The 22,808-nt window shown below is 61.3% G+C and carries 18 protein-coding genes; 9 read left to right on the top strand and 9 right to left on the bottom strand.

What is annotated here, in order from left to right:
* Nucleotides 1–3: 3 nt before the first annotated feature.
* A complete protein-coding gene (hemC, locus tag ABI_RS06575) occupies nucleotides 4–948 on the bottom strand; it encodes a hydroxymethylbilane synthase (protein ID WP_374188342.1) in 945 nt (314 codons plus the stop codon).
* Nucleotides 949–1,018: 70 nt separating this feature from the next.
* On the opposite strand from hemC, the gene tsaD reads away from it, so the two are divergent.
* On the top strand, nucleotides 1,019–2,140 hold the full coding sequence (gene tsaD, locus ABI_RS06580) for a tRNA (adenosine(37)-N6)-threonylcarbamoyltransferase complex transferase subunit TsaD (protein WP_006272099.1): 1,122 nt from the start codon (nucleotides 1,019–1,021) through the stop codon (nucleotides 2,138–2,140).
* Entirely contained in the window at nucleotides 2,137–3,141 is a 1,005-nt protein-coding gene (locus ABI_RS06585; RefSeq protein ID WP_006272100.1) for an NAD(P)H-dependent glycerol-3-phosphate dehydrogenase, read from the top strand. The genes tsaD and ABI_RS06585 overlap by 4 nt, the downstream gene beginning before the upstream one ends.
* Nucleotides 3,142–3,186: 45 nt before the next feature.
* Here the strand turns inward: ABI_RS06585 and ABI_RS06590 are convergent, their stop codons facing one another.
* Both ABI_RS06590 and ABI_RS06595 read right to left on the bottom strand, forming a co-directional pair.
* On the bottom strand, nucleotides 3,187–3,747 hold the full coding sequence (locus ABI_RS06590) for a hypothetical protein (protein ID WP_006272101.1): 561 nt from the start codon (nucleotides 3,745–3,747) through the stop codon (nucleotides 3,187–3,189).
* 12 nt (nucleotides 3,748–3,759) lie between these two features.
* The gene (locus ABI_RS06595; protein WP_006272102.1) at nucleotides 3,760–4,056 is read right to left on the bottom strand and encodes an autorepressor SdpR family transcription factor; all 297 of its coding nucleotides are present in this window, start codon (nucleotides 4,054–4,056) and stop codon (nucleotides 3,760–3,762) included.
* Between the two features lie 216 nt (nucleotides 4,057–4,272).
* Between ABI_RS06595 and ABI_RS06600 the strand changes: the two genes are divergently transcribed.
* Nucleotides 4,273–4,632 carry a hypothetical protein gene (locus tag ABI_RS06600; RefSeq protein WP_006272103.1) on the top strand — a complete coding sequence of 120 codons (360 nt, stop codon included), beginning with the start codon at nucleotides 4,273–4,275 and terminating at the stop codon, nucleotides 4,630–4,632.
* A 34-nt stretch (nucleotides 4,633–4,666) separates the two neighbouring features.
* Here ABI_RS06600 and ABI_RS06605 read toward each other — a convergent pair whose 3' ends face one another.
* The 4 genes from ABI_RS06605 to ABI_RS06620 form a co-directional block, all read right to left on the bottom strand.
* Nucleotides 4,667–5,050, bottom strand: coding sequence for a type II toxin-antitoxin system VapC family toxin (locus ABI_RS06605; RefSeq protein WP_006272104.1), 384 nt, complete (start codon nucleotides 5,048–5,050; stop codon nucleotides 4,667–4,669).
* Complete coding sequence (locus tag ABI_RS06610; RefSeq protein WP_006272105.1) at nucleotides 5,051–5,278, bottom strand: type II toxin-antitoxin system Phd/YefM family antitoxin; 228 nt, start codon at nucleotides 5,276–5,278, stop codon at nucleotides 5,051–5,053.
* A gap of 59 nt (nucleotides 5,279–5,337) precedes the next feature.
* Nucleotides 5,338–7,575, bottom strand: coding sequence for a fused MFS/spermidine synthase (locus ABI_RS06615; protein WP_006272106.1), 2,238 nt, complete (start codon nucleotides 7,573–7,575; stop codon nucleotides 5,338–5,340).
* A 334-nt stretch (nucleotides 7,576–7,909) separates the two neighbouring features.
* Nucleotides 7,910–9,004 carry an aldo/keto reductase gene (locus ABI_RS06620; protein ID WP_040308659.1) on the bottom strand — a complete coding sequence of 365 codons (1,095 nt, stop codon included), beginning with the start codon at nucleotides 9,002–9,004 and terminating at the stop codon, nucleotides 7,910–7,912.
* A gap of 26 nt (nucleotides 9,005–9,030) precedes the next feature.
* Between ABI_RS06620 and ABI_RS06625 the strand changes: the two genes are divergently transcribed.
* From ABI_RS06625 to ABI_RS06635, 3 genes are all read left to right on the top strand, one after another.
* A complete protein-coding gene (locus ABI_RS06625) occupies nucleotides 9,031–9,717 on the top strand; it encodes a TetR/AcrR family transcriptional regulator (RefSeq protein ID WP_245531302.1) in 687 nt (228 codons plus the stop codon).
* Nucleotides 9,718–9,987: 270 nt separating this feature from the next.
* The gene (locus ABI_RS06630) at nucleotides 9,988–11,247 is read left to right on the top strand and encodes a serine hydrolase domain-containing protein (protein WP_006272108.1); all 1,260 of its coding nucleotides are present in this window, start codon (nucleotides 9,988–9,990) and stop codon (nucleotides 11,245–11,247) included.
* Nucleotides 11,248–11,439: 192 nt separating this feature from the next.
* The gene (locus ABI_RS06635) at nucleotides 11,440–12,459 is read left to right on the top strand and encodes a LacI family DNA-binding transcriptional regulator (RefSeq protein WP_157138730.1); all 1,020 of its coding nucleotides are present in this window, start codon (nucleotides 11,440–11,442) and stop codon (nucleotides 12,457–12,459) included.
* Nucleotides 12,460–12,475: 16 nt separating this feature from the next.
* Here the strand turns inward: ABI_RS06635 and mgrA are convergent, their stop codons facing one another.
* Nucleotides 12,476–13,504 carry an L-glyceraldehyde 3-phosphate reductase gene (gene mgrA / locus ABI_RS06640; RefSeq protein WP_040308660.1) on the bottom strand — a complete coding sequence of 343 codons (1,029 nt, stop codon included), beginning with the start codon at nucleotides 13,502–13,504 and terminating at the stop codon, nucleotides 12,476–12,478.
* A gap of 313 nt (nucleotides 13,505–13,817) precedes the next feature.
* Between mgrA and ABI_RS06650 the strand changes: the two genes are divergently transcribed.
* Together ABI_RS06650 and ABI_RS26115 are read left to right on the top strand one after the other, a co-directional pair.
* Nucleotides 13,818–16,298 carry a glycoside hydrolase family 3 protein gene (locus ABI_RS06650; protein WP_006272111.1) on the top strand — a complete coding sequence of 827 codons (2,481 nt, stop codon included), beginning with the start codon at nucleotides 13,818–13,820 and terminating at the stop codon, nucleotides 16,296–16,298.
* Between the two features lie 38 nt (nucleotides 16,299–16,336).
* Nucleotides 16,337–18,061, top strand: a complete 1,725-nt coding sequence (locus ABI_RS26115) for a cellulase family glycosylhydrolase (protein ID WP_245531303.1) — start codon at nucleotides 16,337–16,339, stop codon at nucleotides 18,059–18,061.
* A gap of 22 nt (nucleotides 18,062–18,083) precedes the next feature.
* On the opposite strand, the gene gntR is transcribed toward ABI_RS26115, so the two are convergent.
* Complete coding sequence (gene gntR, locus ABI_RS06665) at nucleotides 18,084–19,118, bottom strand: HTH-type transcriptional regulator GntR (protein ID WP_245531304.1); 1,035 nt, start codon at nucleotides 19,116–19,118, stop codon at nucleotides 18,084–18,086.
* Nucleotides 19,119–19,772: 654 nt separating this feature from the next.
* Here gntR and ABI_RS06670 point away from each other — a divergent pair.
* Nucleotides 19,773–22,712, top strand: coding sequence for a TonB-dependent receptor plug domain-containing protein (locus ABI_RS06670; protein WP_040308662.1), 2,940 nt, complete (start codon nucleotides 19,773–19,775; stop codon nucleotides 22,710–22,712).
* The last annotated feature ends 96 nt before the right edge of the window (nucleotides 22,713–22,808 follow it).

Below are 22,808 nucleotides of genomic sequence, written 5' to 3' on the forward strand. Positions count from 1 at the left end.
GGTTCAGCTCACGATCAGTTCAGGGCCAGCCTCGGTCTTGATCTCGTGGCCCAGCTTGAGGCCGAGATCGCGCGCCGACTGGGCCGTCGGAGCGCTCAAGCTTTCCCGCCGCTGCCAGCGCTTCGATCCGTCAGCGCTGAGTGCCTCGACGAATAATGCCAACTGGTCATTTTCCAGGGTGGCGTAGGCACCGACCGCGGTGCGACACGAGGCTTCCAGCGCTTCCAGCGCGCCGCGTTCGGCCTGGATGCGCAGGAAGGTCGTGACGTCATGGACCTTCGCCATCCATCCAGCGCCCAGATCTTCTGTGCGGCACTGGATGGCCAGGGCGCCCTGGCCCGGCGCGCTTGCAAACAGGTCGGGATCGATATGGCTGCGGATATGGTGCGACAGGCCAAGCCGGTTCAGACCAGCCGCGGCCAGCAACAGGGCATCGCACGCGCCGGCCTGAAGTTTGGCCAGGCGGGTGTCGACATTGCCGCGTGTCATGATGACCTGCAGATCTGGCCGTTGGGCCAAAGCCTGGGCCTGGCGGCGCATACTGGCCGTGCCCAGCCTGGCGCCCTGGGGCAGGTCGGCGAGCGTTTCGTAGTTCGGCGACAGAAACGCATCGCGCGGATCTTCGCGCACCGGAATGGCGCACAGGCTGAGACCCGGCACGTCGGCGGCGGGCATGTCTTTCAAAGAATGCACCGCCACGTCGATATCGCCGCGCAACAGGGCGTCCTCGATCTCTTTGGTGAACAGCGCCTTGCCGCCAGCTTCGATCAACCGCCGGTCCTGGATGCGGTCGCCCTGGGTGGTGATCACGGTCAGGGGCGCGACCTCGTCGGCGCGGGCCACGTCTTCGCCAAGGGCGGCCACGATCCGCCGCTGCACCCAGCCGCATTGGGTCAAAGCCAGTTTCGAGCCGCGGGTGCCAATCTTGAGAACAGTCATGCCACTGATCTAGCATTTTCTTTTGCCGGTTCAATGCAAAAGACTTGACGCATGGGTTAAGGGCAGCATCTAGGGGCTTATGGACCAGACCCTGACCGTATTGGGCATCGAATCGAGCTGCGATGAAACCGCTGTAGCCGTGGTGCGTCGCTCAGCCGCCGGCGTCGAAGTGTTGTCGAGCGTGATCCATTCCCAGGTGGTCAAACATGCCGAATACGGCGGGGTTGTGCCGGAAATCGCGGCGCGATCGCATGTCGAGACCATCGACGACCTGGCGCAGCGTGCCCTGGCCGAAGCCGGTCAACCCGACATCGATGCCGTCGCCGCGACCGCCGGACCAGGCCTGATCGGCGGCGTCATGGTCGGACTGTCGTTTGCCAAGGGGTTCGCCTTTGCCCGCGATCTGCCGCTGATCCCGGTCAACCATCTGGAAGGCCACGCCCTGTCGGCCCGACTGACTGAGGATGTGCCGTTTCCCTTCCTGTTGCTGCTCGTCTCGGGTGGCCATTGCCAGCTTCTGGCGGTTAAGGGCGTCGGCGACTATGAACGGCTGGGTACCACGATCGACGACGCCGCCGGCGAGGCCTTTGACAAGATCGCCAAGGTGCTGGGCCTGGGCTATCCCGGCGGCCCGGCGCTGGAAAAGGCGGCCAATTCCGGCAAGGTCGAACGGTTCACCCTGCCGCGCGCCCTGCTGGGGCGCAAGGATTGCGACTTTTCGTTCTCGGGTTTGAAAACCGCGGCGGCGACGATTGCCTATGAGCACGTGAAAACTGAGCAGGACCGCAACGACCTGTGTGCATCGGTCCAGGCGGCCATCGCGCGGCAACTGGTTGAGCGCTCCGTCCGGGCGATGAAGCTGTTTCGCGAACACAATGCAGTGACGAGCCCGGCCTTCGTGGTTGCCGGCGGCGTGGCGGCCAATGCGACGGTGCGTCGTGAATTGCAGGCCCTGGCGACCGCCAACGGTTTCGGTTTCATGGCCCCGCCACTGAAATACTGCACCGACAACGCTGCCATGATTGCTCTGGCAGGCCTTGAACATTACGCCAAGCTTTGCAAGATGGGGATTGAGGACAGGGAGTCGCTGATCGTGGAGGGGCTGGCGGCGCTGGCGCGACCGCGGTGGCCGCTCGACGAGGTTCGGGCGCAGGCCGACCCGGTCCATAAGAAGCAGGGGCGTAAGGGAGCCAAATCTTGAACGAACGGTTCAAACGTGTGGGCGTCATCGGCGCCGGGGCGTGGGGCACAGCCCTGGCCCAGGTGGCGACCTTCGCCGGCCACAAGGTCACCTTGCAGGCGCGTGAGCCTGAGGTCATCCAAAGTATCCGCGAGGATCAGCAGAACCACATCTATCTCAAGGATGTTGAACTGTCGCCGGACATCCGGCCGACGCACGACTTTGCCGATCTCGCCGACTGCGACCTGATCCTGGCCGTGCCGCCGGCTCAGCATATGCGCGCCACGCTCAAGGCCCTGGCGCCCTACGTCAAGGATGGTTTGGCCGTTGTGCTGTGCTCGAAGGGGATCGAGCGCGGTACCGATGCCCTGATGAACGAAATTCTGAAAGAGGTCCTGCCCCAGGCGCGCGGTGCCGTGCTGGCCGGTCCCAGCTTTGCTTCCGAAGTGGCCCGCGGTCTGCCCGCCGCCGTGACCGTGGCCTGCGACGATGCGCAACTGTGTGCGCAGATCGCCCGGACCCTGGCCGGGCCGACCTTCCGGCCCTACAAATCGACGGACATGATCGGCGCTGAGGCCGGTGGTGCCTTGAAGAACGTTCTGGCCATCGCCTGCGGCATTTCCGAAGGCAAGGGGCTGGGCCGCAACGCCCACGCTGCCTTGATCACACGCGGTTTTGCCGAAATGTCGCGCCTGGCCGTCGCCATGGGCGCGCAGTTCGAAACCATGGTCGGGTTGTGCGGCCTGGGCGACCTGGTCCTGACCTGTTCCTCGACCCAGTCGCGCAATATGAGTGTCGGCATGGCGCTGGGTAGGGGCATGACTCTCGAGGAAGCCCTCGCGGGCAAGGTGTCTGTGGCCGAAGGCGTACAGTCCGCGCCGGCGGCGGTTGATCTGGGGCGCAAGTTCGATGTCGAATTACCGCTGTGCGAAGCGGTCAATTCGGTGCTGCAGGGCGAGATGGATGTGCGCACGGCCATAGAGGCGCTGCTCTCGCGGCCGTTGAAGGTCGAACGGGCGTAAAAGCGGTGACTTGGGGTGCCGATCTGTTACAGCCGGATCGATGCTCTAAGCGGATTTTTTCGCCGAACCTCGCAGGCAAATTTCCAGAAGGCTCATCGACACGGTAAAGCCTGCCGTCAACCACAGTACCGACTGGCCGCCGATGGCGAAGTCGGCCAGGAACATGGCGAAGGCCCACATCAGCCCGTTCAGGATTTGCAGGATCGCCGTGTGGGCGCGTCCACCGGCCGGGCTGCCGGCCTTCACGTGCATCGCGGCGGCCAGGATGGCGACGGCAAAGGCCGACAGCGCAGTGGCGGAAGCCAGGGCGATCCGCATGTCCTCGGGTGCCAGCAGCCACATACCTAAGCTGGCCAGGCCACCCAGGACCAGGATCCAGCCGGCGAAGCGCGAGGCGGTCTGAGGCGCGATGGCTCGCTTGGGCAGGACATTGCCGGCGCCGATCATTAACAGGCTGAATAGGCTGCCGGCGTATTGCGCGGCAGCGCCGGCTTCGATCAGGCCGGTCTTTTTCGCGATCGCGATGGCCAGGACCAGCCCCACGATAACCATCAGGGCGACGACGGAAAAGAGGGCGGGCTTTGCAGGTGTCGGTGCTTCGGACATGGGGGACTCCGTTCAGTCAGTTGAGGATTCTGGCTTGGCTGCTGGTTGCAACTGCCAGCCAAAGGCCTGGGCGAAACCCAGCATCGCCTCTTCAAGAACCGACATTTGCAGGTGATAGATGACGCTTTGCGCCTGTTTTTCCGAAGCGATCAGGCCGGCTTCGCGCAGGACAGCGAAGTGGGCTGACATGGTCGGCTTGGAAACGGGAAAGGCTGCGGCCAGGTCTCCGGCCGACATCGGCCGTTCGCGCAGCATTTCCAGGACGCGGCGGCGGGTGGGGTCGGAGAGGGCTTTGAAAACGAGGCTCATATATTTGTATTTAGCTAAATATCAAAATAGAGTCAAGCGCGAGGCTAGTCGTTTTTACAGACGCAAATGGTTTCATCAATAATTGTTGCAGTGCGGCATTTTTATGCTGACAAGCTCGATCAGGCGTGCGTTTATGACAGCGCTGTCATCGCTCCCCCGATGACGGTTTCGTTCCCAACCCGACTTTCCCAAACCCAACTTTGTGAGTGTGTCACCATGTCTGTCAAAACTGTTCTCATCGGCACTGTTGCCGGTCTCGCCCTGTCGCTGTCGGCCGCCGGCGCTTTTGCCTGTTCTGAAGTCCAGGAGAAGGAAGCCGGTCACGCCGCCGCCGCCGCCGCGCGCCAGGAACTGGGCGATGTCGCTTCGCGTCAAAGCGACCGCCTGATCAAGATCAGCTACTGCAAGGCCCAAGGCGATGCCGTGGTGATCGGCTTCACCTACAACTACATGTCGGAAGAGGGCGCTTATGCCGTTGACGGCACAGCCAAGGTTACCGGCGATTCGGTCGAAGACCTGAGGCTGCGCCGTCCCGATCGCGTTTGGGCGTCGATCAATACCTACTACACCGAGTAGGCGCAAAACGGGCGGCGGTCAGGCGATCGCCGCCCTATCCCAATCGAACCAAACCCGGAACGGCATCAAAGACGACATCGACCGAAGCCAGCGGCCAGTTGTTTGCCAGGCAGGTTGCCGCCAGAAGGCGATCGAATGGGTCACGGTGGTCCCAGTTCATCATGGCCGCCTTGAAGGCAATGTCCGGTGTCAGGGTGGCGACAAGGCCTTTTTGATCTTCCAACAGGTCCGGGAGATTTGTCGCGTAAGGTGCCATTTCCGGCCACTTGCCGATACGCACTTTCTGGCCGATTTCGAAGAAACTTATCGGACTGACATAGATGGCATCGGTCGCTTCTATCGCGTCTCTCATGGCCGCGCTTAGGCCAATGCCTGTTAAGGTCCAAGCCCAGACATGGGTGTCGAGCAGCAGGGCCATTCAGCGGCCTTCCCAGAGATCCAGGTCGGACGGGGCCATCGGCTCCAGAAAGTCTGGAACGGTTGTCACCTTATCCTTGAGAATCCCGATCTTGAACTGACCCTTGTGGATGGGAACCAGTCTGGCGACAGGCGTCCGACCCCGGGCAATCACGACTTCCTCGCCGGAAGCCGCCGCTTCTATCAGTTTCGACAACTGGGTTTTTGCGGCGTGGATGGTAACCTGCATGACAAGCCTCGTTTGATTAGCTAACTTAGCCGTAGCATGGACCGTTGTGAAACGCAATTTCAATACTGCGGGCGGAACATGGCGCCGATGACGTTCATATAGTCGTCCGTCCAGGCCTTGACGCCGCCGGGACTGGCGCCTTCCCAGCGCGGGTCGGCATGGAACGGTGCCAAGGCCTGATCGCCCTTGCCCGCTACCACCACAATCGAGGCCGTGCGCAGGCGGCTGCCTTCCGGGGCCGCCGGGCTGACCTGCGTCACCGACTTGCCGCCGGCCTGGCGGACCGCCGCGATGACCGGGCTGCGCAGTTCCAGGTGGCGGTTGCTGAGGTGGAAGACCACAACGCCGTCGTCGCTGAGCTTTGACAGATACATGGCGATGGCTTCTGCCGTCAGCAGGTGGGCGGGGACGGCGTCGGAGGTAAAGGCGTCGACCAGCAGGAGGTCGAGTTCCCCGGCCGGCAGCGGCGCCAGCGTCAGGCGCGCATCGCCGGTACGGAAGTCCACCGACCCCTTGGCGCAGTCGGAAATGAAGGTAAAGCGTTCGGGGTTGCGCGCGATGCGCACCACTTCGGGGTCGATTTCGTAGAAGGTCAGGCGGTCGCCCGGACGGACATAGGTGGCCACCGTCCCGACGCCCAAGCCGACGGTTGCGACATCGATGGCGGGCGATCGGATCTGCTGCAGGGCAAAGCTCTGGCCGATGGCGGTGGCCGGGCCGTAATAGGTCAGTGGCTGGCATTCCTGGCCCGGCAGGCGGCGTTGGGCGCCGTGCAGGGTGGTGCCGTGGATCATTTCGCGGATGGGGCCCAGGGCCTGGTCTTCGGTGTCGGCGACACGGATGACGCCGAAGAAGTTGCGGTCGGATTCGACCAGATTGCCCGGATGGTTGAACATTTGCAGCGCGATGGCCGCCAGAACGGCGATCGTCGCCATCAGCACGCCGCGGTGGTTAAGCGCCACAAGGGTCACGATGGCCAGGGCAAACAGCAGCTTGGCGGCGTTGCTGCCGACCGCTTCCGGGAGATCGACCATGGGCACAACCATCAGCGTCAGGGTTGCGGCGACGCCCAGGGCGAACCAGATGACGTCGCGCCGCGGCCAGGTTGTCAGTGGGTTCCCGCCCCACGGCCGGGCGGCACACGACAGCGCCAGGATCAGGATATATTCGAAAATGGTGTCGAAGATGACCGGGGCGATAAAGGCGTTGAAGCCGCCGCCAATGACGCCGCCCAGTGACAGGCACAGGTAATAGAGGGTGAGGTGGTCGGGCGCCGGCCGGGCCAGGGCCAGGCTGTCGTGACACATCCACGCTGTCAGGAAGAAGCACAGCAGGTGCACGCCCAGATGCAGCAGGATGCTGGTGCCGTGCAGTGGCAGGAGATAGAGGCACAGGCCCAGCCCCATCGCTTGAGCCAGCAGCAGGTATTTGCGGCTGAGCACCCGGCGCGTGGCGAAGGCCAGGATGAAGGTCACCAGATAAAGCGCCAGCGGGATGACCCACAGGAAGGGGGCGGTGGCGACGTCGGTCGACAAATAGGTGGTGACGCCGATCATCAGGCTGGACGGGATGGCGGCCAGGGCCACCCATCTGGCCATGGTCAGCAGGCCCGGACGCGGGGTGACGGCATCGTGCTCGGCGGCGGCTGTGCGGGCCTTTTGGGTGAGGCCCAGCAGGATGATCATGGCGGCCAGGACGCCGTAGCCGAGGCTCCAGCCCAGGCGTTGATGCGTCAGTTGGGTCAGGGGCTCGACGAGGATCGGATAGGCCAGCAGCGACAGCAGGCTGCCGAGATTGGAGGCGGCATAGAGGCTGTAGGGTTCGGACGGCTTGCCGGAGGCGGGATCGAGGTCGGCGGTGCGAGAAAACCACGCCTGGACCAACGGGGCGGTGGCCGACAGGACGGCGAACGGCGCGCCGATCGACAGGGTCAGCACCCCGAGCAGCCAGATGGCGGGGTGTTCGGGATCGGGCTGGCCCAGCAGACCGGTGACGTGCAGCGGCAGGGTCAGACCGGCCAGGGCCAGCATGATGCCGTGAACCAGGACCTGGGTTTTGAAGGCTTTAATTTTTTGCAGAAGGTGGGCGTAGCCGTAGCCGACCAGAAGTGCTGCCTGGAAGAAGGCCATGGAGGTGTTCCACACGGCCGGCGCCCCGCCCAGCAGAGGCAGCAGCAGCTTGCCGACCATGGGCTGGACGAAGAAGACGAGGAAGGCGGAGGTGAAGACAGTGACGACGAAGAGCGCCGGTGGACGCGACAGGACGGGGAGGGGGGGCGCTGTCGCGGAACTGGGCATGGGAGACCTCGTGTCTGTCAGATGCGCCAGATGTAAGGGCTTATGCTTAATAGGTGTTTATAGTGGGGGAAGGGAATGCGATTAGCCGCACGGTTGTCGAAGGATGGAAGGCGAATTATCCGTACGAGACGTACAACTTTGTCCGCATTTGCCCACTGTCGGACATTCGCGGTGCTATCGGAAAAGTTCATTGTGTCGAGCATTCGGACGGGTGCGGTCGGGAATATCCCTCTCGTCAGCCACACGGTAATGTAAGAAATCTTTGGAATTTGAAGCTGTACAATTCGTCTCCAACGGCTTTTGGGGGAAATTGTTTTAAAGCCTCAAAAACAACCTAAGATGTGCCCAATTGCCGCTCTCCCCATCCGGAGACATCGTGTCCACCAAAAATCATTCTGCGGATCATTGGTGATGCCAAGGAGGCGCTGAAACCTGGCTCAATAGCGCTCACACGACTAAGTCGGCTTAATTGCTCGCTACTCAACTCAAGATCAGTGGCCGCAATATGACTGTTAATCTGCGAAAGGGTGCGGGCACCTGCCAGAGTGGATGTGACACCCGGCTGCGCCATTGCCCATGCAAGGGCAACGTGAGCAGCTGGTTGTTCCACTTCATGCGCTATCGCTTTTACGACCTCGAGAATATCCCAATTGCGGTGAGAAAATTTGCTATCGCCAAACGGGTTAGGACCACTTAAGCGACCGGTGTCAGTCGTGTCACCGCGCTTATATTTGCCTGAGAGGAAACCTCCAGCCAGTGGGCTCCATGGCATGATGGCCATGCCCGCTTCTTTAGCGGCTGGGAAATGTTCGGCTTCTACATCGCGGGCGACCAATGAGTATTCAACCTGCATTGCAATGGGGCCTGGTACTCCTCGCTCCGTGGCAATGGTCGCGATCTTCATCGCTAACCACGCCGGCATGTCGGACAAGGCGTAATATCTGATTTTACCGCTTCGTACGAGGTCACCTAAGGTCTGCACGACTTCCTCCGCTGGCGTCACTGCGTCCCAAATATGCATCCAATAGAGGTCAATGTAGTCAGTGCCTAAGCGCCCGAGTGACGCTTCGAGCGCACGATGGATGTTTTTGGCACCTGCACCGCCTGAGTTGGGGTTCCCACCGCCAGTATGGGGTGCCGCGAGGGGGCTGGCGGAGGCATTGAAGCCAAACTTTGTCGACAACACGATCTCGTCACGCGAGCCCGTTTCTTTGACGAACTGGCCAACAAGTATCTCGCTACCACCGCCGGAGTAAATGTCAGCTGTGTCGACGAAATTGCCGCCTTTGGATCGATAGCTATCGAAGATTTGGCGAGACGTTGAATCGTCCGCATTCCAACCACCAGGACCGAATGTCATGGTTCCCAGCGCTAGGGGACTGACCACCAAACCTGAGCGACCAAGCGTGCGATATTTCGTGAGTGACATCAGTTGCTACTTTCATAATGATCGTTATGAAAACTGACTATCCGCCTTGTCATGGTGAGTCAAGGCGTTTATTAGTGATCGCTATGAAAGTATCGACGCGCACACTCCGCAAGACCGGCAGGCCATCTTCGTTCAACCGCGATGTTGTGTTGGAAAGGGCCATGCATACCTTTTGGCGATATGGCTACGAGACAACTTCCATTGCTGATCTGACGGAGGCGATGGGAATCACTCCGCCCAGTCTTTACGCAGCTTTTGGGGACAAAAAGCGATTATTCCTCGAGGCAATGCGCCTGTACGCGGGCTCGCCTGAGACATTGCAGCGTGGGCTGGACGAAGCGCGCACGGCCTATGATGCGGCCAGGGACATGTTGTTGGCCTCCGCATGCGCCTTCACCGGAGAAACCACGCCGCGCGGATGTTTACTAGCCAGTTCAACGGCTAGTGTCTCAAAGGATGCTATCGATGTCCAGGAAGCGGTTGCAGAGGTTCGCCGCGATATTTTGGCCCGTCTTGCATTACGCATCAATCGCGATATCAAAAGTGGCCGTCTTCCAGAGGCCATAGATGCACATGCTTTAGCAGCCCTGGTGATATCGGTCATCCAAGGTATGTCCGTTCTTGCGCGCGACGGTCTTGGGCGAGAGGCTCTTGAGGCGATGGTCTATACCGCGTTGGCCGCGTGGCCGACCTCGCCGCTTGGCGATACCTGATGTCGTCCATGTGTAGCCTTTGCCCGGCAGGAGTGGGTTTTCTGCTCACAGGTATCGCGTATGCAGCCAGGTTGATCCGTTCTTCCGGTTTGGACGCAATCCTGACTTCGGTGAGGCAAAGCGATAGATCGGCGAGGCGCCGACGTTGTGGAGCCCGCGCGGCGTTCAGGAATACGCGAAATTTTCCTGCGAGTTAATCCTTGCAAGATCGGCCTGTCGCCATACCATGCAGTTCCCGGTCATCAATGTGCCGGATGAGGGAGCACGTCTATGAAATCTGCCCATCGATTTGTCGCACAGGCCGTACTGGTCACGTCGATGCTTGCCGGCGCCGCAACCGCGCAAGCCTTGCCGCAAGCGCCTCAGGCGGTCGCGGCGCACGCCGTGTCGCCCGAACGCATGGATCGTGTCGGGCAGGTCCTGCAGAGCTATGTCGACCAGGGTCGGATCGCCGGTGCGGTGGTGCAGATCCAGCAGGACGGCCGTGAGGTCTATTCCGCTACCGTCGGATGGCGCGACAAGGACGGCAAGTCGCCGATGGCTAAGGACACCATCTTCCGCATTGCCTCCCAGTCCAAGGCCCTGACCAGCGTCGCGATCATGATGCTGAGCGAAGACGGCAAGCTGCTTCTCAGTGATCCGGTCGGTAAATACTTGCCCGAATGGTCGAAGACGACGGTTGCCGTGGCCAACCCGGACGGAGGTTACAGCGTCGTGCCGGCCAAGCGCCCCATCACTATCCGCGATCTGCTGACCCATACCTCCGGCATCTCCTACGGTTACGGGACGGGCGATCAGGCGTGGAAGGACGCCGGCATTACCGGCTGGTACTTCGCCGACCGAAAGGAGCCTGTCTCAGCGGTGGTCGCGCGTATGGCGGCGCTGCCCATGACGGCGCAACCGGGTGAAGCCTTCGTCTATGGCTACAGCACCGATATCCTGGGCGTGATCGTCGAAAAGGTCAGCAGCAAGACGCTCGATGCCTTCCTCGCTGAGCGGCTCATTCAGCCGCTGGGCATGAAGGACACATCCTTCTACCTGCCGCGCGACAAGGCCAACAGGCTGGCGGCGGTCTATGCCGCGGGCGAGGGCGGCCTCCGCCGGGCCGACGCCTCCGGCCAGGGACACTATCTCGACGGCCCAAGGATTGCGTTTTCCGGTGGGGCGGGCCTGCTGTCGACGGCGCCGGACTACAGCCGGTTTCTCGAAATGCTGCGCCGTGGCGGGGAACTGGACGGCCGTCGCTATCTGAGCCGGAAATCGGTGGAACTGATGACCAGCAACCATCTCAATATCCCCTACGATCCAGGCAAGGGCTTCGGGCTTGGCTTCAGCGTCCGCACGGATGTCGGCAAGGCTGGCGAACTGGGCTCGCAAGGCGAATACGGCTGGGGCGGTGCCTACCACTCGACCTACTGGGTCGATCCGGCGGAAGGGCTTACCGTTGTCTACATGACGCAACTGATGCCGGCGGGGAATATCGATGACCATGGAAAGCTGCGGACGCTTATCTATCAGGCATTGGAATGAGTTATGCCTGAGGCTGCGGATGCCGGTCTTGGCAGACCGGCAGGCGGCAACGGATTGCGACGCGATGTTACCATGGTCGTCATGACGCAAGACGTCTATATCCGGCCCACGCGTGCAGGAACCTCGGGGGTTTTCATGGCTGGCGAGTTGGTTTAAGCCGAACCGCAGGACCAGCCGGTATCGGAGACGTGTTTGACAAATCCTACGATCGTGGAAGTGGCCAGGCTTGCCGGCGTTTCGATTACCACGGTGTCCCGATGCCTGAATACGCCCGACAAGGTCGGCAAGAAGACTCTCGCCAAGGTGCGAAAAGTCATTCAGGACATCAATTTCAGCCCGAACGTCCTGGCCCAGAGTTTTCGCCGCGGGCGCACCAACATCATCCTGGTCGTCGTCCATGAGATCGGAAGCTGGTTATTTGCCGACATCATGGAAGGGATCCGCGCCGTCGTCGACGGGCGCTATTCGATCATCCTGACTGAGTCGCGTCCGGATGTGACGGAAAACGGCACCTTCATCGATATGCTGGTGGCCAGGCAGGTCGAAGGCGTCATCCTGCTGTGCTCGCCCCTGCCGTTCAGCCGCAAACTGATCGAACTCGCCAAGTCGAAACCCCTGCCGATCGTCATCGGTCTGGAACCGGTCAGCGACGACCTCGGTCAGTTCCCCAGCGTGCACATCGATAATCACCAGGCCGCCTACGATGCCACGCAGTATCTGATCCGCCTGGGCCACGCGGAAATCGTGTTTGTTTCCGGGCCGAAGAATTCTTACGTCACCAAGGACCGGGAACTGGGCTTCCTCGCCGCGATGCGCGACGGCGGGCTGACCGTGGACAGTGACAGGGTCATCCATTCTGACCTCAGCGCGAATGGCGGTATCAACAGCGCTATCGAGATCCTGGCGCGTCCGTCGCGGCCGTCGGCGATTTTCTGCGCCAATGACGATGTCGCCATGGGAGTCATGAGTGTGGCCACAAAGCGGGGGCTTCGTGTGCCGGAAGACCTGTCGGTCATGGGGTTCGACGATACGCGCTACGCCGCTCTGACAAATCCGGCGCTGTCGACCGTGCTGCAGCCGGCCCGCGACATCGGCATGAAGGCGGCGCAGAAGCTGCTTCAGGCGATCGAACGTCCTGACGACGACGCCGCCAGGACGGAAATTCTGCCGCACCGTATTGTGGTTCGCGATTCCACCGCGCTCAGGCGCTGATCCGTAGGGGCCTTGGTCAGGGCGAATGCCAGATGCTCACGTCGGGGCCGGCGTAAATATCAATGGCATCCAGTTCCTCGCGGCTGAAGGCCAGGTTATCCAACGCCTTCAGCGTGTCGGCCAACTGTGCGACGGTGCGCGCACCCACCAGGGCTGACGTCACACCCGGATTGCGCAAGACCCAGGCTATGGCCATCTGCGCCAGGCTTTGACCGCGTTGACGGGCGATCTCGTTCAGCGCGCTCACCCGGCGCAGGGTGTCGGGCGTGACCCATTCCTTGCGGAACGATCCGCCTTTTGCCCCGCGGGCGTCTGCCGGGATCCCGCCCAGATATCGGTCGCTCAGCAGGCCTTGGGCGAGCGGCGAAAAGGCGATGCAGCCGGCGCCGATCACATCCAGCGTCGCCAGCAGATCGCGTTCGATCCAGCGATTCAGCATCGAATAGGAGGGCTGATGGATCAACAGGGGTACCTGCCACCACTCCAGGATTTCCGCTGCCTTGGCCGTTACCTCCGCCGAATAGGACGAAATGCCGACATACAGCGCCTTGCCTTGCTGATGCAGGCTGGCCAGCGCGCCCATGGTTTCTTCCAGCGGCGTTTCCGCATCCATGCGATGCGAATAGAAGATGTCGACATAGTCGACGCCCATCCGCTTCAGACTCTGGTCACAGGAGGCGATCAGGTATTTGCGCGAGCCACCGACATCGCCATAGGGGCCGGGCCACATGTCCCAGCCGGCCTTGGTCGAGATGATCAGTTCGTCGCGATGGCTTTTGAAGTCGCTAGCCATCACGCGACCGAACGTCTCTTCGGCCGAACCGAACGGCGGCCCATAGTTGTTGGCCAGGTCGAAATGGGTGATGCCATTATCGAACGCATGGCGAAGGATGGCGCGGCCCGTTTCATAAACGTCATCACCGCCGAAATTTTGCCAAAGCCCCAGCGAAATCGCCGGCAGCTTCAGCCCTGACCGGCCGCAGCGGCGATAGGGCATGGTGTCGTAACGCGTGGGGGCGGCGCTATAGGGAACAGGAAAGGCCATGGGGTCAGCTCTCGGGGAGTGGGTTGTTGAGGTCAGCCAGGACGGTAGCGGCGACGCGGACAGTCTGATGGAAGACCGGTATCCCGCGCACCCATCCAAGGTAGAGCAGCTCGTGGGGCCATGGTCGTATCGAGCGTACACGGCAAAGCTCCGGCTGTTCCCGCGTGACCTTGTTGTAGAAAATGGTAACGTTGTCAATTGGAATGCTGTGGTCTGGGCGAAATTTTCAGAAGCTGATTAAATCGCGTTTGCTATTGGGCCTCTATCGGTGGTATCTTTTATGAAAACGTTACCATTGCTTGGAGGATTGCCTGTGAAACTCGACCCGAAAATTTGCCGCAATCCCTTTGTGGTGTCATGGCTGGCCCTGATGGTCGCGGCATCCCCTGTGTGGGCCGCGACGCCCGGAAAGGCGGATCAGGCCGCCGTCCATCCGGCGAAATGGCCCGCCGCCCGGTCGCCGATCGGTCTTGATAAGGCGACCGAAGCCAAAATCACCGCCATGCTGGCTCAGATGAGCGTCGAGCAGAAGGTGGGGCAGATCATTCAGCCGGAATGGAAGACGATCAAGCCGGAAGAGGTTATCCAATATCACATCGGCTCTATCGAAAACGGCGGCGGCGCCGTGCCTGGGGGCAACAAACACGCTACAGTCAAGGACTGGGTCGATCTGATCGAGCCGTATTACCAGGCCTCGGTCGCGCCCGGCCAGAAAGTGACCATACCGCTGATCTGGGCGTCGGATGCCGTGCATGGGCACAACAATGTCTATGGCGCCACGCTGTTTCCCCACAATATCGGCTTAGGCGCCGCCAATGATCCTGAGCTGATCCGCAGGATCGGGGAGGTGACGGCTGCCGAAGTTCGCTCGACCGGCATGGACTGGACGTTTGCGCCCACCATCGCTGTGGCGCGCGATGACCGCTGGGGGCGCACCTATGAAAGCTATTCCGAAGATCCGCGCATTGCTTCGACATATGCGGCCGCCATGGTCGCGGGAATTCAAGGGACGGGGGCTGACTTCCTGGGCCCAAACCATGTGATTGCGACGGCGAAGCATTTTTTGGGTGATGGCTCCACGGATGGCGGTCGCGACCAGGGCGATTCAACCGTTTCCGAAACAGACCTGGCACGCCTGCACGGAGCGCCCTATGTCGATGCCATAAATACCGGAACACAGTCCGTGATGGCGTCGTTCAACTCCTGGCAAGGCGTCAAGCTGCATGCCAATAAAGGGCTGCTGACGGGGGTCCTAAAAGGCAGGATGGGGTTCGATGGCTTTATTATGGGTGATTGGCTGGCGCACGGTCAAATCCCCGGCTGTACGAATTCGGATTGTTCCCAGGCCTTCAATGCCGGCCTGGATATCTACAACCAGCCTCAGGACTGGAAGCTGCTCTACGCCAACCTGCTGCGTGACGTGAAGAATGGGACCATTCCGATGGCCCGTCTGGACGATGCTGTCCGCCGCATCTTGCGGGTCAAGTTCCGGATGGGCGTGTTCGATCAGCCGTCGCCGGCCAACCGGCCCGCTACATTTCAGCCGATCGGCACGCCGCAGCATCGCGCCATCGCCCGCGAAGCCGTGGCAAAATCGATGGTCCTGCTAAAAAACAACGGCGTGCTGCCGCTGAAGCCCGGCGCCACGGTTTTGATCGCCGGAAACGGGGCCGACAATATTGCCATGCAGTCGGGCGGCTGGACCCTGAGCTGGCAGGGCGCGGACAACAGCAATAATGATTTTCCCGGTGCCACCTCGATCTATGAAGGCCTGAAAGCTCAGATCGAGGCGAAGGGCGGGCAGGCTTTGTTCAGTCCCGACGCCACCGCGCCGCAAAAGCCTGACGTCGCCATTGTGGTCTTCGGTGAAACGCCCTACGCCGAATTCATGGGCGATCAGTCCGACGTCGCCCTGCACTATGGCAACACCGAATCTTTGGCCCTGCTCAAGTCTTTGAAGGCGCAAGGCATACCGGTGGTGGCTGTGCTGCTATCCGGGCGGCCGCTATACCTCAATCCGCACATCAATGCCGCCGACGCCTTTGTCGCCGCCTGGCTTCCGGGATCGGAAGGCGCAGGTGTCGCCGATGTACTGGTTGGAGACAAAGACTTCCAGGGACGCCTTAGCTTTTCGTGGCCGAAGCGGCCCGACCAGACGCCGCTGAACGTCGGCGACGTCAATTATGATCCGCAGTTCGCCTACGGCTTCGGTCTGAGCTACGCCCAACCGGCCCAGACGGCGCAACTGCCCGAAGTCGCCAGCACGACCAAGTACGGCGAGAAGAACGTCTATTTCAGCAAGGGTACGGTTTGGAATGGCTACGGTGTCACGCTAAGCGACAACGACAATCATCGCATGGACTATGTCGGCACCCAAACCACGCTTTACGGCACTGCGGCCCTGACGGTATCGCCGCAGGATGATGCCAGCCTGCGGGCTGTGTGGAACGGCAAGACGCAGGCCTCTCTGTCGGTTGGCGCCGAGGCGCCATCCGACATCGCGCGTGAAGCCAACGGGGCGATGGTCCTGTCCATGACCCTGCGGGTCAATGCGGCACCGACCAAAGAGGTCCGGCTAGGCGTCGGCAGCGCCTCGGTGCCGGTCACCGCGTGGCTGGCGGAGGCATCGTCCGCCTATAGGGTCTTGTCGGTACCCCTGTCGTGCTTCACGAGTCAGGACCTGTCGGCGACCCCGACCGTGATGCAACTGACGACCGAAGGCGCGCTCGATATTTCCATTCAGGACATCCGCCTCGGCGAGACGAAGCCCGGCGCCGCTTGCCCGACGCAATAAAACCCAGGAAAAGTCTGGAGGCCAAGAAAGGTTTGGACATGAAGGCGATGCTTATTCACGGCCGGCGACTCGCCTGCCTTCTTGTCGCGGTGATGTCCGCTCATGTCGCGCCAGCATTCGCGGTTGGCGCAGGCGATGCCGGCGCAGCCTTTGGTGACAGCCGTTACACGGGTGAGGCTCAGAAAATCCCCGGGACGGTCCACGCCGCCTATTATGACACCGGCGGTGAAGGTGTCGCCTATCACGACACGGACAGTCAAAATCACGGCAGCGGTGCGCTGAATCCGCTTGATGGCAGCTATCTGCACGCTTTCCGGGCCCAGGAGGGCGTCGATATCTCGTTCACGAAGTTCGAGAATCCGGGCATTGAAGTCGATGACAGTCCGTTCAACCACGTGGTCCCGCCGGTTGATCAGCTGTATGTCGGCTGGACCGAGCCCGGCGAGTGGTTCAATCTGACGGTCGATGTGGCGCACGACGGCGAATATGTCGGTGACCTGCTGTACACCTCCCAGCACGGCGGCACGATTGCGATCGACGTCAATGGCGCGCCGGCGACGGGAGATCTGACGCTGCCCGCCACGGCCGATCTGGCGGATACCGTTGCCTGGCGGCAATGGCACCATTGGGATGAAGCCAAGGGGGTGATCCGGCTCAAACTGACGGCGGGGCTGAATCGGCTGACCGTGCGGGTCCAGTCCGGTGGCGATATGAACTTTGCGACCCTGACGTTTCGTGAGGCGGCGGCAGCGCCCGACGCCCATCAAGCCGCAGCGGCCATGGGGATGGGCTTCAATCTCGGCCAGATGTTTGACAACACTCAGCATCCGCCGACCCTGGCGGCTGCCAAACCCAAGATCGATGCCTATTACGACCGGGGCTTTCGGGTTGTCCGCATCCCGGTGACCTGGACCGAACCGGTTGGCGGTGTCGTGATCGCGGACCCCATGACTGGCAGGGTTGATCGCGGGTCCGATCGGCTCAACGCCCTGAAGGCCGTTGTCGACTATGCCCTCAGCAAGCCAGGTCTTTATGTCGTGCTCAACGCCCACCATGAGAAGGACCTCAAGGATTTCACTCGCGCCAAGGTCCTGGAAACCCTTTGGTCCGATATCAGCGACATCTTCAGGGACCGCGACCATCGCCTGCTGTTTGAAATCCTGAACGAGCCGCATTTGAGCAACCGCGATGCCATGCCGCCCGAGCACCTGCGTCACATGACCGGTCTGGCCTATCGCCAGATTCGCAGCGACGATGTCCGGCGCATCGTGATCATTGGCGGCAACCAGTGGTTCGCCGCGGCGGAAATGGCGCGTACCTGGCCGGACCTGGAGACCGTTGGCGGCGGCAAGGACCCTTATGTGATGGCGACATTTCATCACTATGACCCGTGGACCTTCAGTGGTGATAACCAGGGCGACTATGCCGACCCATGGACGGCGGCGGACATTGCCCGGCCGATGCAGGCCATGGCCGATTGGGCGCAAACGGTCGGTGGCGGCATGCCTGTCTTTATCGGCGAATGGGGCGTCGGATGGCAAAGCCGCTACAAAACGATGAACTGCAACAATATCCGCCAGTGGTACGCGCAGTTTCCGCGGCATGCGGCGACGATGGCTATGCCGACAGCCGTCTGGGACGATGGCGGCTGGTTCCAGGTCTACGATCACGCCACGGACCAGTTCGGCAATAACCTGATCGATTGCATGGAGAGGGGCTGCGTCGTCGCCCCGCGCGAGCGCTTCCACCCTGACTGTCTGTGAAGTCCGGGGTTTACGAGCCCGCTCAGGCGCTTTCGCGTGCGCGCAGCTGGAAACCGAGATCGATGGTTTTGCGCGGGACGGTCTGTCCTTCGATCAGGGCCAGCAGCATGTGGGCGGACTGGACGCCGATGTCGTAGCGCGGCGTGGCGATGGTCGTTAACGATGGCACGCTGCATTCTGACATGGGCAGGTCGTTGAACCCCGCCACAGCCAGTTGGTTCGGCACCTGAATGCCGCGGCGCAGGCATTCGAACAGAGCACCTTGAGCCAAGTCGTCGTTACAGAAGAAAACCGCATCGGTATCGGGTGCCTGTTCCAGCAGCCGGCGCAAAAGCGCCGCGCCCAGGGCGACCGAAGACTGGTCCGGAACCAGAACCTCGCGGTGCGATTCGTAGAGCCCGGCCTTGATGATGGTGTCGCGATACCCCCGGTTCCGTGCCAGGGTTCGTGGATCCAGCTGCGACGCCACAAAGGCGATTCGGCGGTGGCCCTTGGCGAGCAGGTGTTCCGTCATGGCCTGGGCGGCGGCTTCCTGCGAGAAGCCCACGCTGTAGGTGCCTTCGCGGTCGGAAAGCTCCATCATGTGCACGATCGGAATGCCGGCCTGATCGATGAGCTGCCGGGTTGCCTCGCGATAGTTGAAGCCGGTCAGCAGCATGCCGTCGGGGGCAAAGGCCAGATAGGCGCGGACCAGCGCCTCTTCTTCTTCGGCGGAGTAGTGGTTGACCCCCATCAGCATCTGGTAGCCGTGGGCGCGAAACACCTTTTCGATGCCGGTCACGGTGTCGACAAACACCGAGTTGCTGAGCGACGGCACCAGGACGGCAATGTTCATCGACCGGTTTGACGCCAGAGCGCTGGCAGCGCGGTTGCGGACATACCCCAGATCATCGGCGGCCTGCTGGATGCGCCGGCGAAGATCCTCGGACACCTTGTCGGGCCGACCAAAAGCGCGCGAAACCGTAATCGTCGATACGCCCACCCGTTTTGCGACGTCGTCAAGAGTCGCGCGGCCGGTGCTGGAGGCGCGGGATGCCAGTTTTGATGCCCTGTCCAAAATGCCCGAACCTGCCCTTTGCTCGCCCCGAAAAGTCCCTTTCTCGTTCATGTACCGAATCTGTGAAAATTGCAATGATAGCGCTGTCATTTTTGGATTCGGCAAAAATCTTATACGGTCTGCTTATTTATCGCTTGTGATTGGGATGGGTAATCCGTGAGCGGTCGCGGCGAGTTGTTGACGCTTGTTGCCATTCACGCCATGGCGCGTTTTGCATTTCGTGGTAAAAAATTAATATAATCAATTATATATGCAATTTTATAGAGCTTGCGTCGCTGTGTTTCGTCAATGGTGTTTGGGGGCCGGGCTGCCTGTTCTCTTCTGGTTTGGTGTGCTGGGCGGGAAAATTTCGGACGACGTCGTCATTTTTCTGATCCGGGCTTGACAATATGCCGCTTTGAACTTAGCAATAGTCTGACCGATACATGCCAGTCTAAATGTTAGCGCTGTCATCGGCAAGAATAATGAATTGGGAATAACGCCGGGCGCCTGGTGCGAAGTCAGGACGCTCTAATTGACGGTTTTGTGTTAGCGCTGTCATCGCGATCGAGGCAACTCTGGAGCATGGGTCTTGCAAGGCCTGGCCTGCGTGTGTCTTGTCAGATTGTTGAATGTTAGCGCTGTCATTTGCCGCTCGTGAAGGGAAAGACACGCATGTTAAAGTTCAAACGCCATATCATCTGCTCGGTATCAGCCCTTGTGCTCGGTTGCCTGGCCACCGGAGCGTCCGCTCAGGATACCGCCCCGACCACGGAAGCGCAGACGACCGAGGACGGCGCGATCATCGTGACCGCGTCACGCATCACCACGCGCGGCTTCAAGGCGCCGACCCCGACCAGTTCGATCGGCGCGCTGGAAATCGCCAACAATGCCCAGCCGAACATCTTCACCACAGTGGCGCAACTGCCGTCGCTCCAGGGCTCCAGCGGCGCCACCACCAACACCTTCAGCACCTCCAGCGGCCAGCAGGGCTTGAGCTCGTTCGCCCTGCGCGGCCTGGGCGTCAGCCGCACCCTGACCCTTCTGGACGGCCAGCGCGTCGTGCCGGCCAATATCGGCACCGGCGCGGCCGACATCAGCCTGTTTCCGCAACTGCTGATCAAGCGGGTGGACGTGGTCAATGGCGGCGCCTCGGCCTCCTGGGGTTCCGATGCCGTTGGCGGCGTGATCAACTTCGTCACCGACACCCGCTTCAAGGGTTTCAAGGCCAATATCTCCCTGGGTGAGACCACCTATGGCGACGACAAGACCGGCGTGGTCCAGATGGCCTACGGTACGTCATTCCTGGATGATCGCCTGCACACGGCCGTCGCGCTGGAATATCACCGCGAAGAAGGCGTTGGTCCTGGCGATTTCGGCGAGAAGGCTGCCAATGGCCGTGACTGGTACCGCTCCTCGACCCTGGTCAATACGGGCCAGACCAATAACGGTTCGCCGCAGTTCCAGTACAAGGATCATGCCCAGTCCTACACCTATTCGAAGTACGGCCTGATTACCGCCGGTCCGCTGCAGGGAACGGCCTTCGACGCTAACGGCAATCCGTATCAGTTCGGTTACGGCAACAACGGTGCCGGTGGGGCCGCCGGCGTGCCGCTGAAAGACGCGGCCGGTACGGTATCCGGTTGTTTTACCGGCTTCTGCATCGGCGGTGACACGTCGGCCAATGTCGGCGTCGGGGCCACGCTTCAGTCGGGCATTATCCGCACCAACTTCTACAATCGCACCTCGTTCGACCTGAACGACGACAGCGAGATCTATTTCACCATCAACCTGGCCAAGGTCGACACCCACAACCAGCCGAATCCGGGCACCACCCAGGCCGGCCTGACGGTCCAGTGCGCCAACCCCTATGTGCCGAACTCGATCAAGCAGGCGTGCACGGACAACAACATTACCAGTTTCCGCTTCGGGACGGTGACACCGTGGCTGCCCAACATCCGCGTCAATACCGAGCGCAAGCAGGAGCGCTTTGTCGTCGGGTCCAACGGCAAGTTCGGCCTGTTCGGTACCGACTGGAACTATGATGCCTACTACCAGCACGGCAAGGAAACCTCGGACATCAAGGTCCACAACCTGCTGCTGAAGGCACGCTTCACGGCGGCCATCAACGCCACGACCATCGGCGGCGTCATTGTCTGCGCCGATCCCGTGGCCCGCGCCAATGGTTGTGTGCCGGTCAATGTCATCGGCAATCAGACGCCCAGCGCCTCGGCCCTGGCCTATCTTCAACCGGCCGTCGGTGCCTACCAGCACACCATCCAGACCCAGGATGTCGCCAGCCTGAGCTTCTCGGGTGAGCCCTTCTCGCTGTGGGCCGGTCCGGTCTCGATGGCGTTTGGCGCGGAATACCGCCGCGAAGCCTACCGTGCGGTGGCCGATCCCTACGGTAACGGCACCAGCACCCCGTACAGCCCCGACTACCCGGCCGATCCGCTCCTGAGCACCGGTGGTGGCAACTTCTACGCCGGCAACTACCGCAACGGCCGCGGCAGCTATACGGTGGCCGAAGCCTTCCTGGAATTCAACGTCCCGCTGCTCAACAGCGAACAACTGGGGGCCGTCAACCTGAACACCGCCGGCCGCGCTACCAACTACAGCACTTCCGGTGCCGTCGAAGCCTGGAAGGTCGGCCTGACCTGGGATACGCCGCTGGACGGCATCCGTGTTCGTACCGTCCGGTCGCAGGACGTGCGGGCGCCGAACCTGAACGACTTGTTCGGGCCGATCGTCTCGACCAACCTGCCGAACTTCACCAACCCGTTCACCAACTCGACCCTCACCGTGTCGCAGAACCAGGGTTCCAACCCGGGGCTCGTTCCGGAAATCGCGCAGAACTTCTCGTTCGGCCTGGTCCTGAACAATCCGATGTGGTTCCCGGGCTTCAGCGCCTCGGTGGATTACTACAGCATCGAGATGAAAGACGCGATCGCAGGTGGTCCTAACGCCACCCAACTGGTGCAGTACTGCTTCGACGGTTCGGTGCCCTCGGCCTGTAACGCCTTCAACCTGTCGGGTGCCAACCCCTATGTGAACGTCGGCAACATCAATGCGGCCTCGATCGAGACCAGCGGTGTCGACTACGAGTTCAGCTATCAGCGTTCCAAGCCGTTTGGTCTGCCGGGTAACCTGGTCCTGCGCGGCCTGGCGACCAATGTCCGCGACTTCACCACCATTCCGGGCCTGCCAGGTACGGTTGCGTCCCAGACCGCCGGCCAGAACTCCGGTGCGACTCCCGACTGGAAGGTGCTGTTCGTTCAGACCTGGTCGACGGAGAAGTTCAGCCTCCTGATCCAGGAGCGCTGGTTCAGCGACGGCGTCATCGGCAACCAGTATGTCGTCTGTACCTCGGCCTGTCCCGCGTCTACCGGCAACCGTCCAACCCTGGACAACAACACGATGAAGGGTATGACCTATATCGACATCGGCGGCACCTACAATGTCCGTCCGGGCGTCCAGGCCTACTTCAAGATCGACAATCTGTTGAATGCCGATCCCGAACCTTCGCCCCAGACCAATACCGGCCTGGACGTGAACCCCGCGCTCTATGACACGCTCGGCCGCTTCTATCGCGTCGGCGTCCGCTTCAACTACTAAAGGCCTGTCGCAAACGTTCGGCTCAGCCTTCACGGCGAGCCGGACGGTTCTCCAAACAGTCTTTAGGCTTGTACCCCGGATATCCGCTGTCCCTGG

Origin of the sequence: Asticcacaulis biprosthecium C19 (assembly GCF_000204015.1) — a bacterium.
Taxonomy (GTDB): Bacteria; Pseudomonadota; Alphaproteobacteria; order Caulobacterales; family Caulobacteraceae; genus Asticcacaulis; species Asticcacaulis biprosthecius.

What these genes read in the sequence shown, in the direction of transcription:
- tsaD (WP_006272099.1), top strand. Translation starts at nt 1,019, where the DNA reads ATGGACCAGACCCTGACCGTATTGGGCATCGAATCGAGCTGCGATGAA.
- ABI_RS06590 (WP_006272101.1), bottom strand. Translation starts at nt 3,747, where the DNA reads ATGTCCGAAGCACCGACACCTGCAAAGCCCGCCCTCTTTTCCGTCGTC.
- ABI_RS06595 (WP_006272102.1), bottom strand. Translation starts at nt 4,056, where the DNA reads ATGAGCCTCGTTTTCAAAGCCCTCTCCGACCCCACCCGCCGCCGCGTC.
- ABI_RS06600 (WP_006272103.1), top strand. Translation starts at nt 4,273, where the DNA reads ATGTCTGTCAAAACTGTTCTCATCGGCACTGTTGCCGGTCTCGCCCTG.
- ABI_RS06605 (WP_006272104.1), bottom strand. Translation starts at nt 5,050, where the DNA reads ATGGCCCTGCTGCTCGACACCCATGTCTGGGCTTGGACCTTAACAGGC.
- ABI_RS06610 (WP_006272105.1), bottom strand. Translation starts at nt 5,278, where the DNA reads ATGCAGGTTACCATCCACGCCGCAAAAACCCAGTTGTCGAAACTGATA.
- ABI_RS06615 (WP_006272106.1), bottom strand. Translation starts at nt 7,575, where the DNA reads ATGCCCAGTTCCGCGACAGCGCCCCCCCTCCCCGTCCTGTCGCGTCCA.
- ABI_RS06620 (WP_040308659.1), bottom strand. Translation starts at nt 9,004, where the DNA reads ATGTCACTCACGAAATATCGCACGCTTGGTCGCTCAGGTTTGGTGGTC.
- ABI_RS06625 (WP_245531302.1), top strand. Translation starts at nt 9,031, where the DNA reads ATGAAAACTGACTATCCGCCTTGTCATGGTGAGTCAAGGCGTTTATTA.
- ABI_RS06630 (WP_006272108.1), top strand. Translation starts at nt 9,988, where the DNA reads ATGAAATCTGCCCATCGATTTGTCGCACAGGCCGTACTGGTCACGTCG.
- mgrA (WP_040308660.1), bottom strand. Translation starts at nt 13,504, where the DNA reads ATGGCCTTTCCTGTTCCCTATAGCGCCGCCCCCACGCGTTACGACACC.
- ABI_RS26115 (WP_245531303.1), top strand. Translation starts at nt 16,337, where the DNA reads ATGAAGGCGATGCTTATTCACGGCCGGCGACTCGCCTGCCTTCTTGTC.
- ABI_RS06670 (WP_040308662.1), top strand. Translation starts at nt 19,773, where the DNA reads ATGTTAAAGTTCAAACGCCATATCATCTGCTCGGTATCAGCCCTTGTG.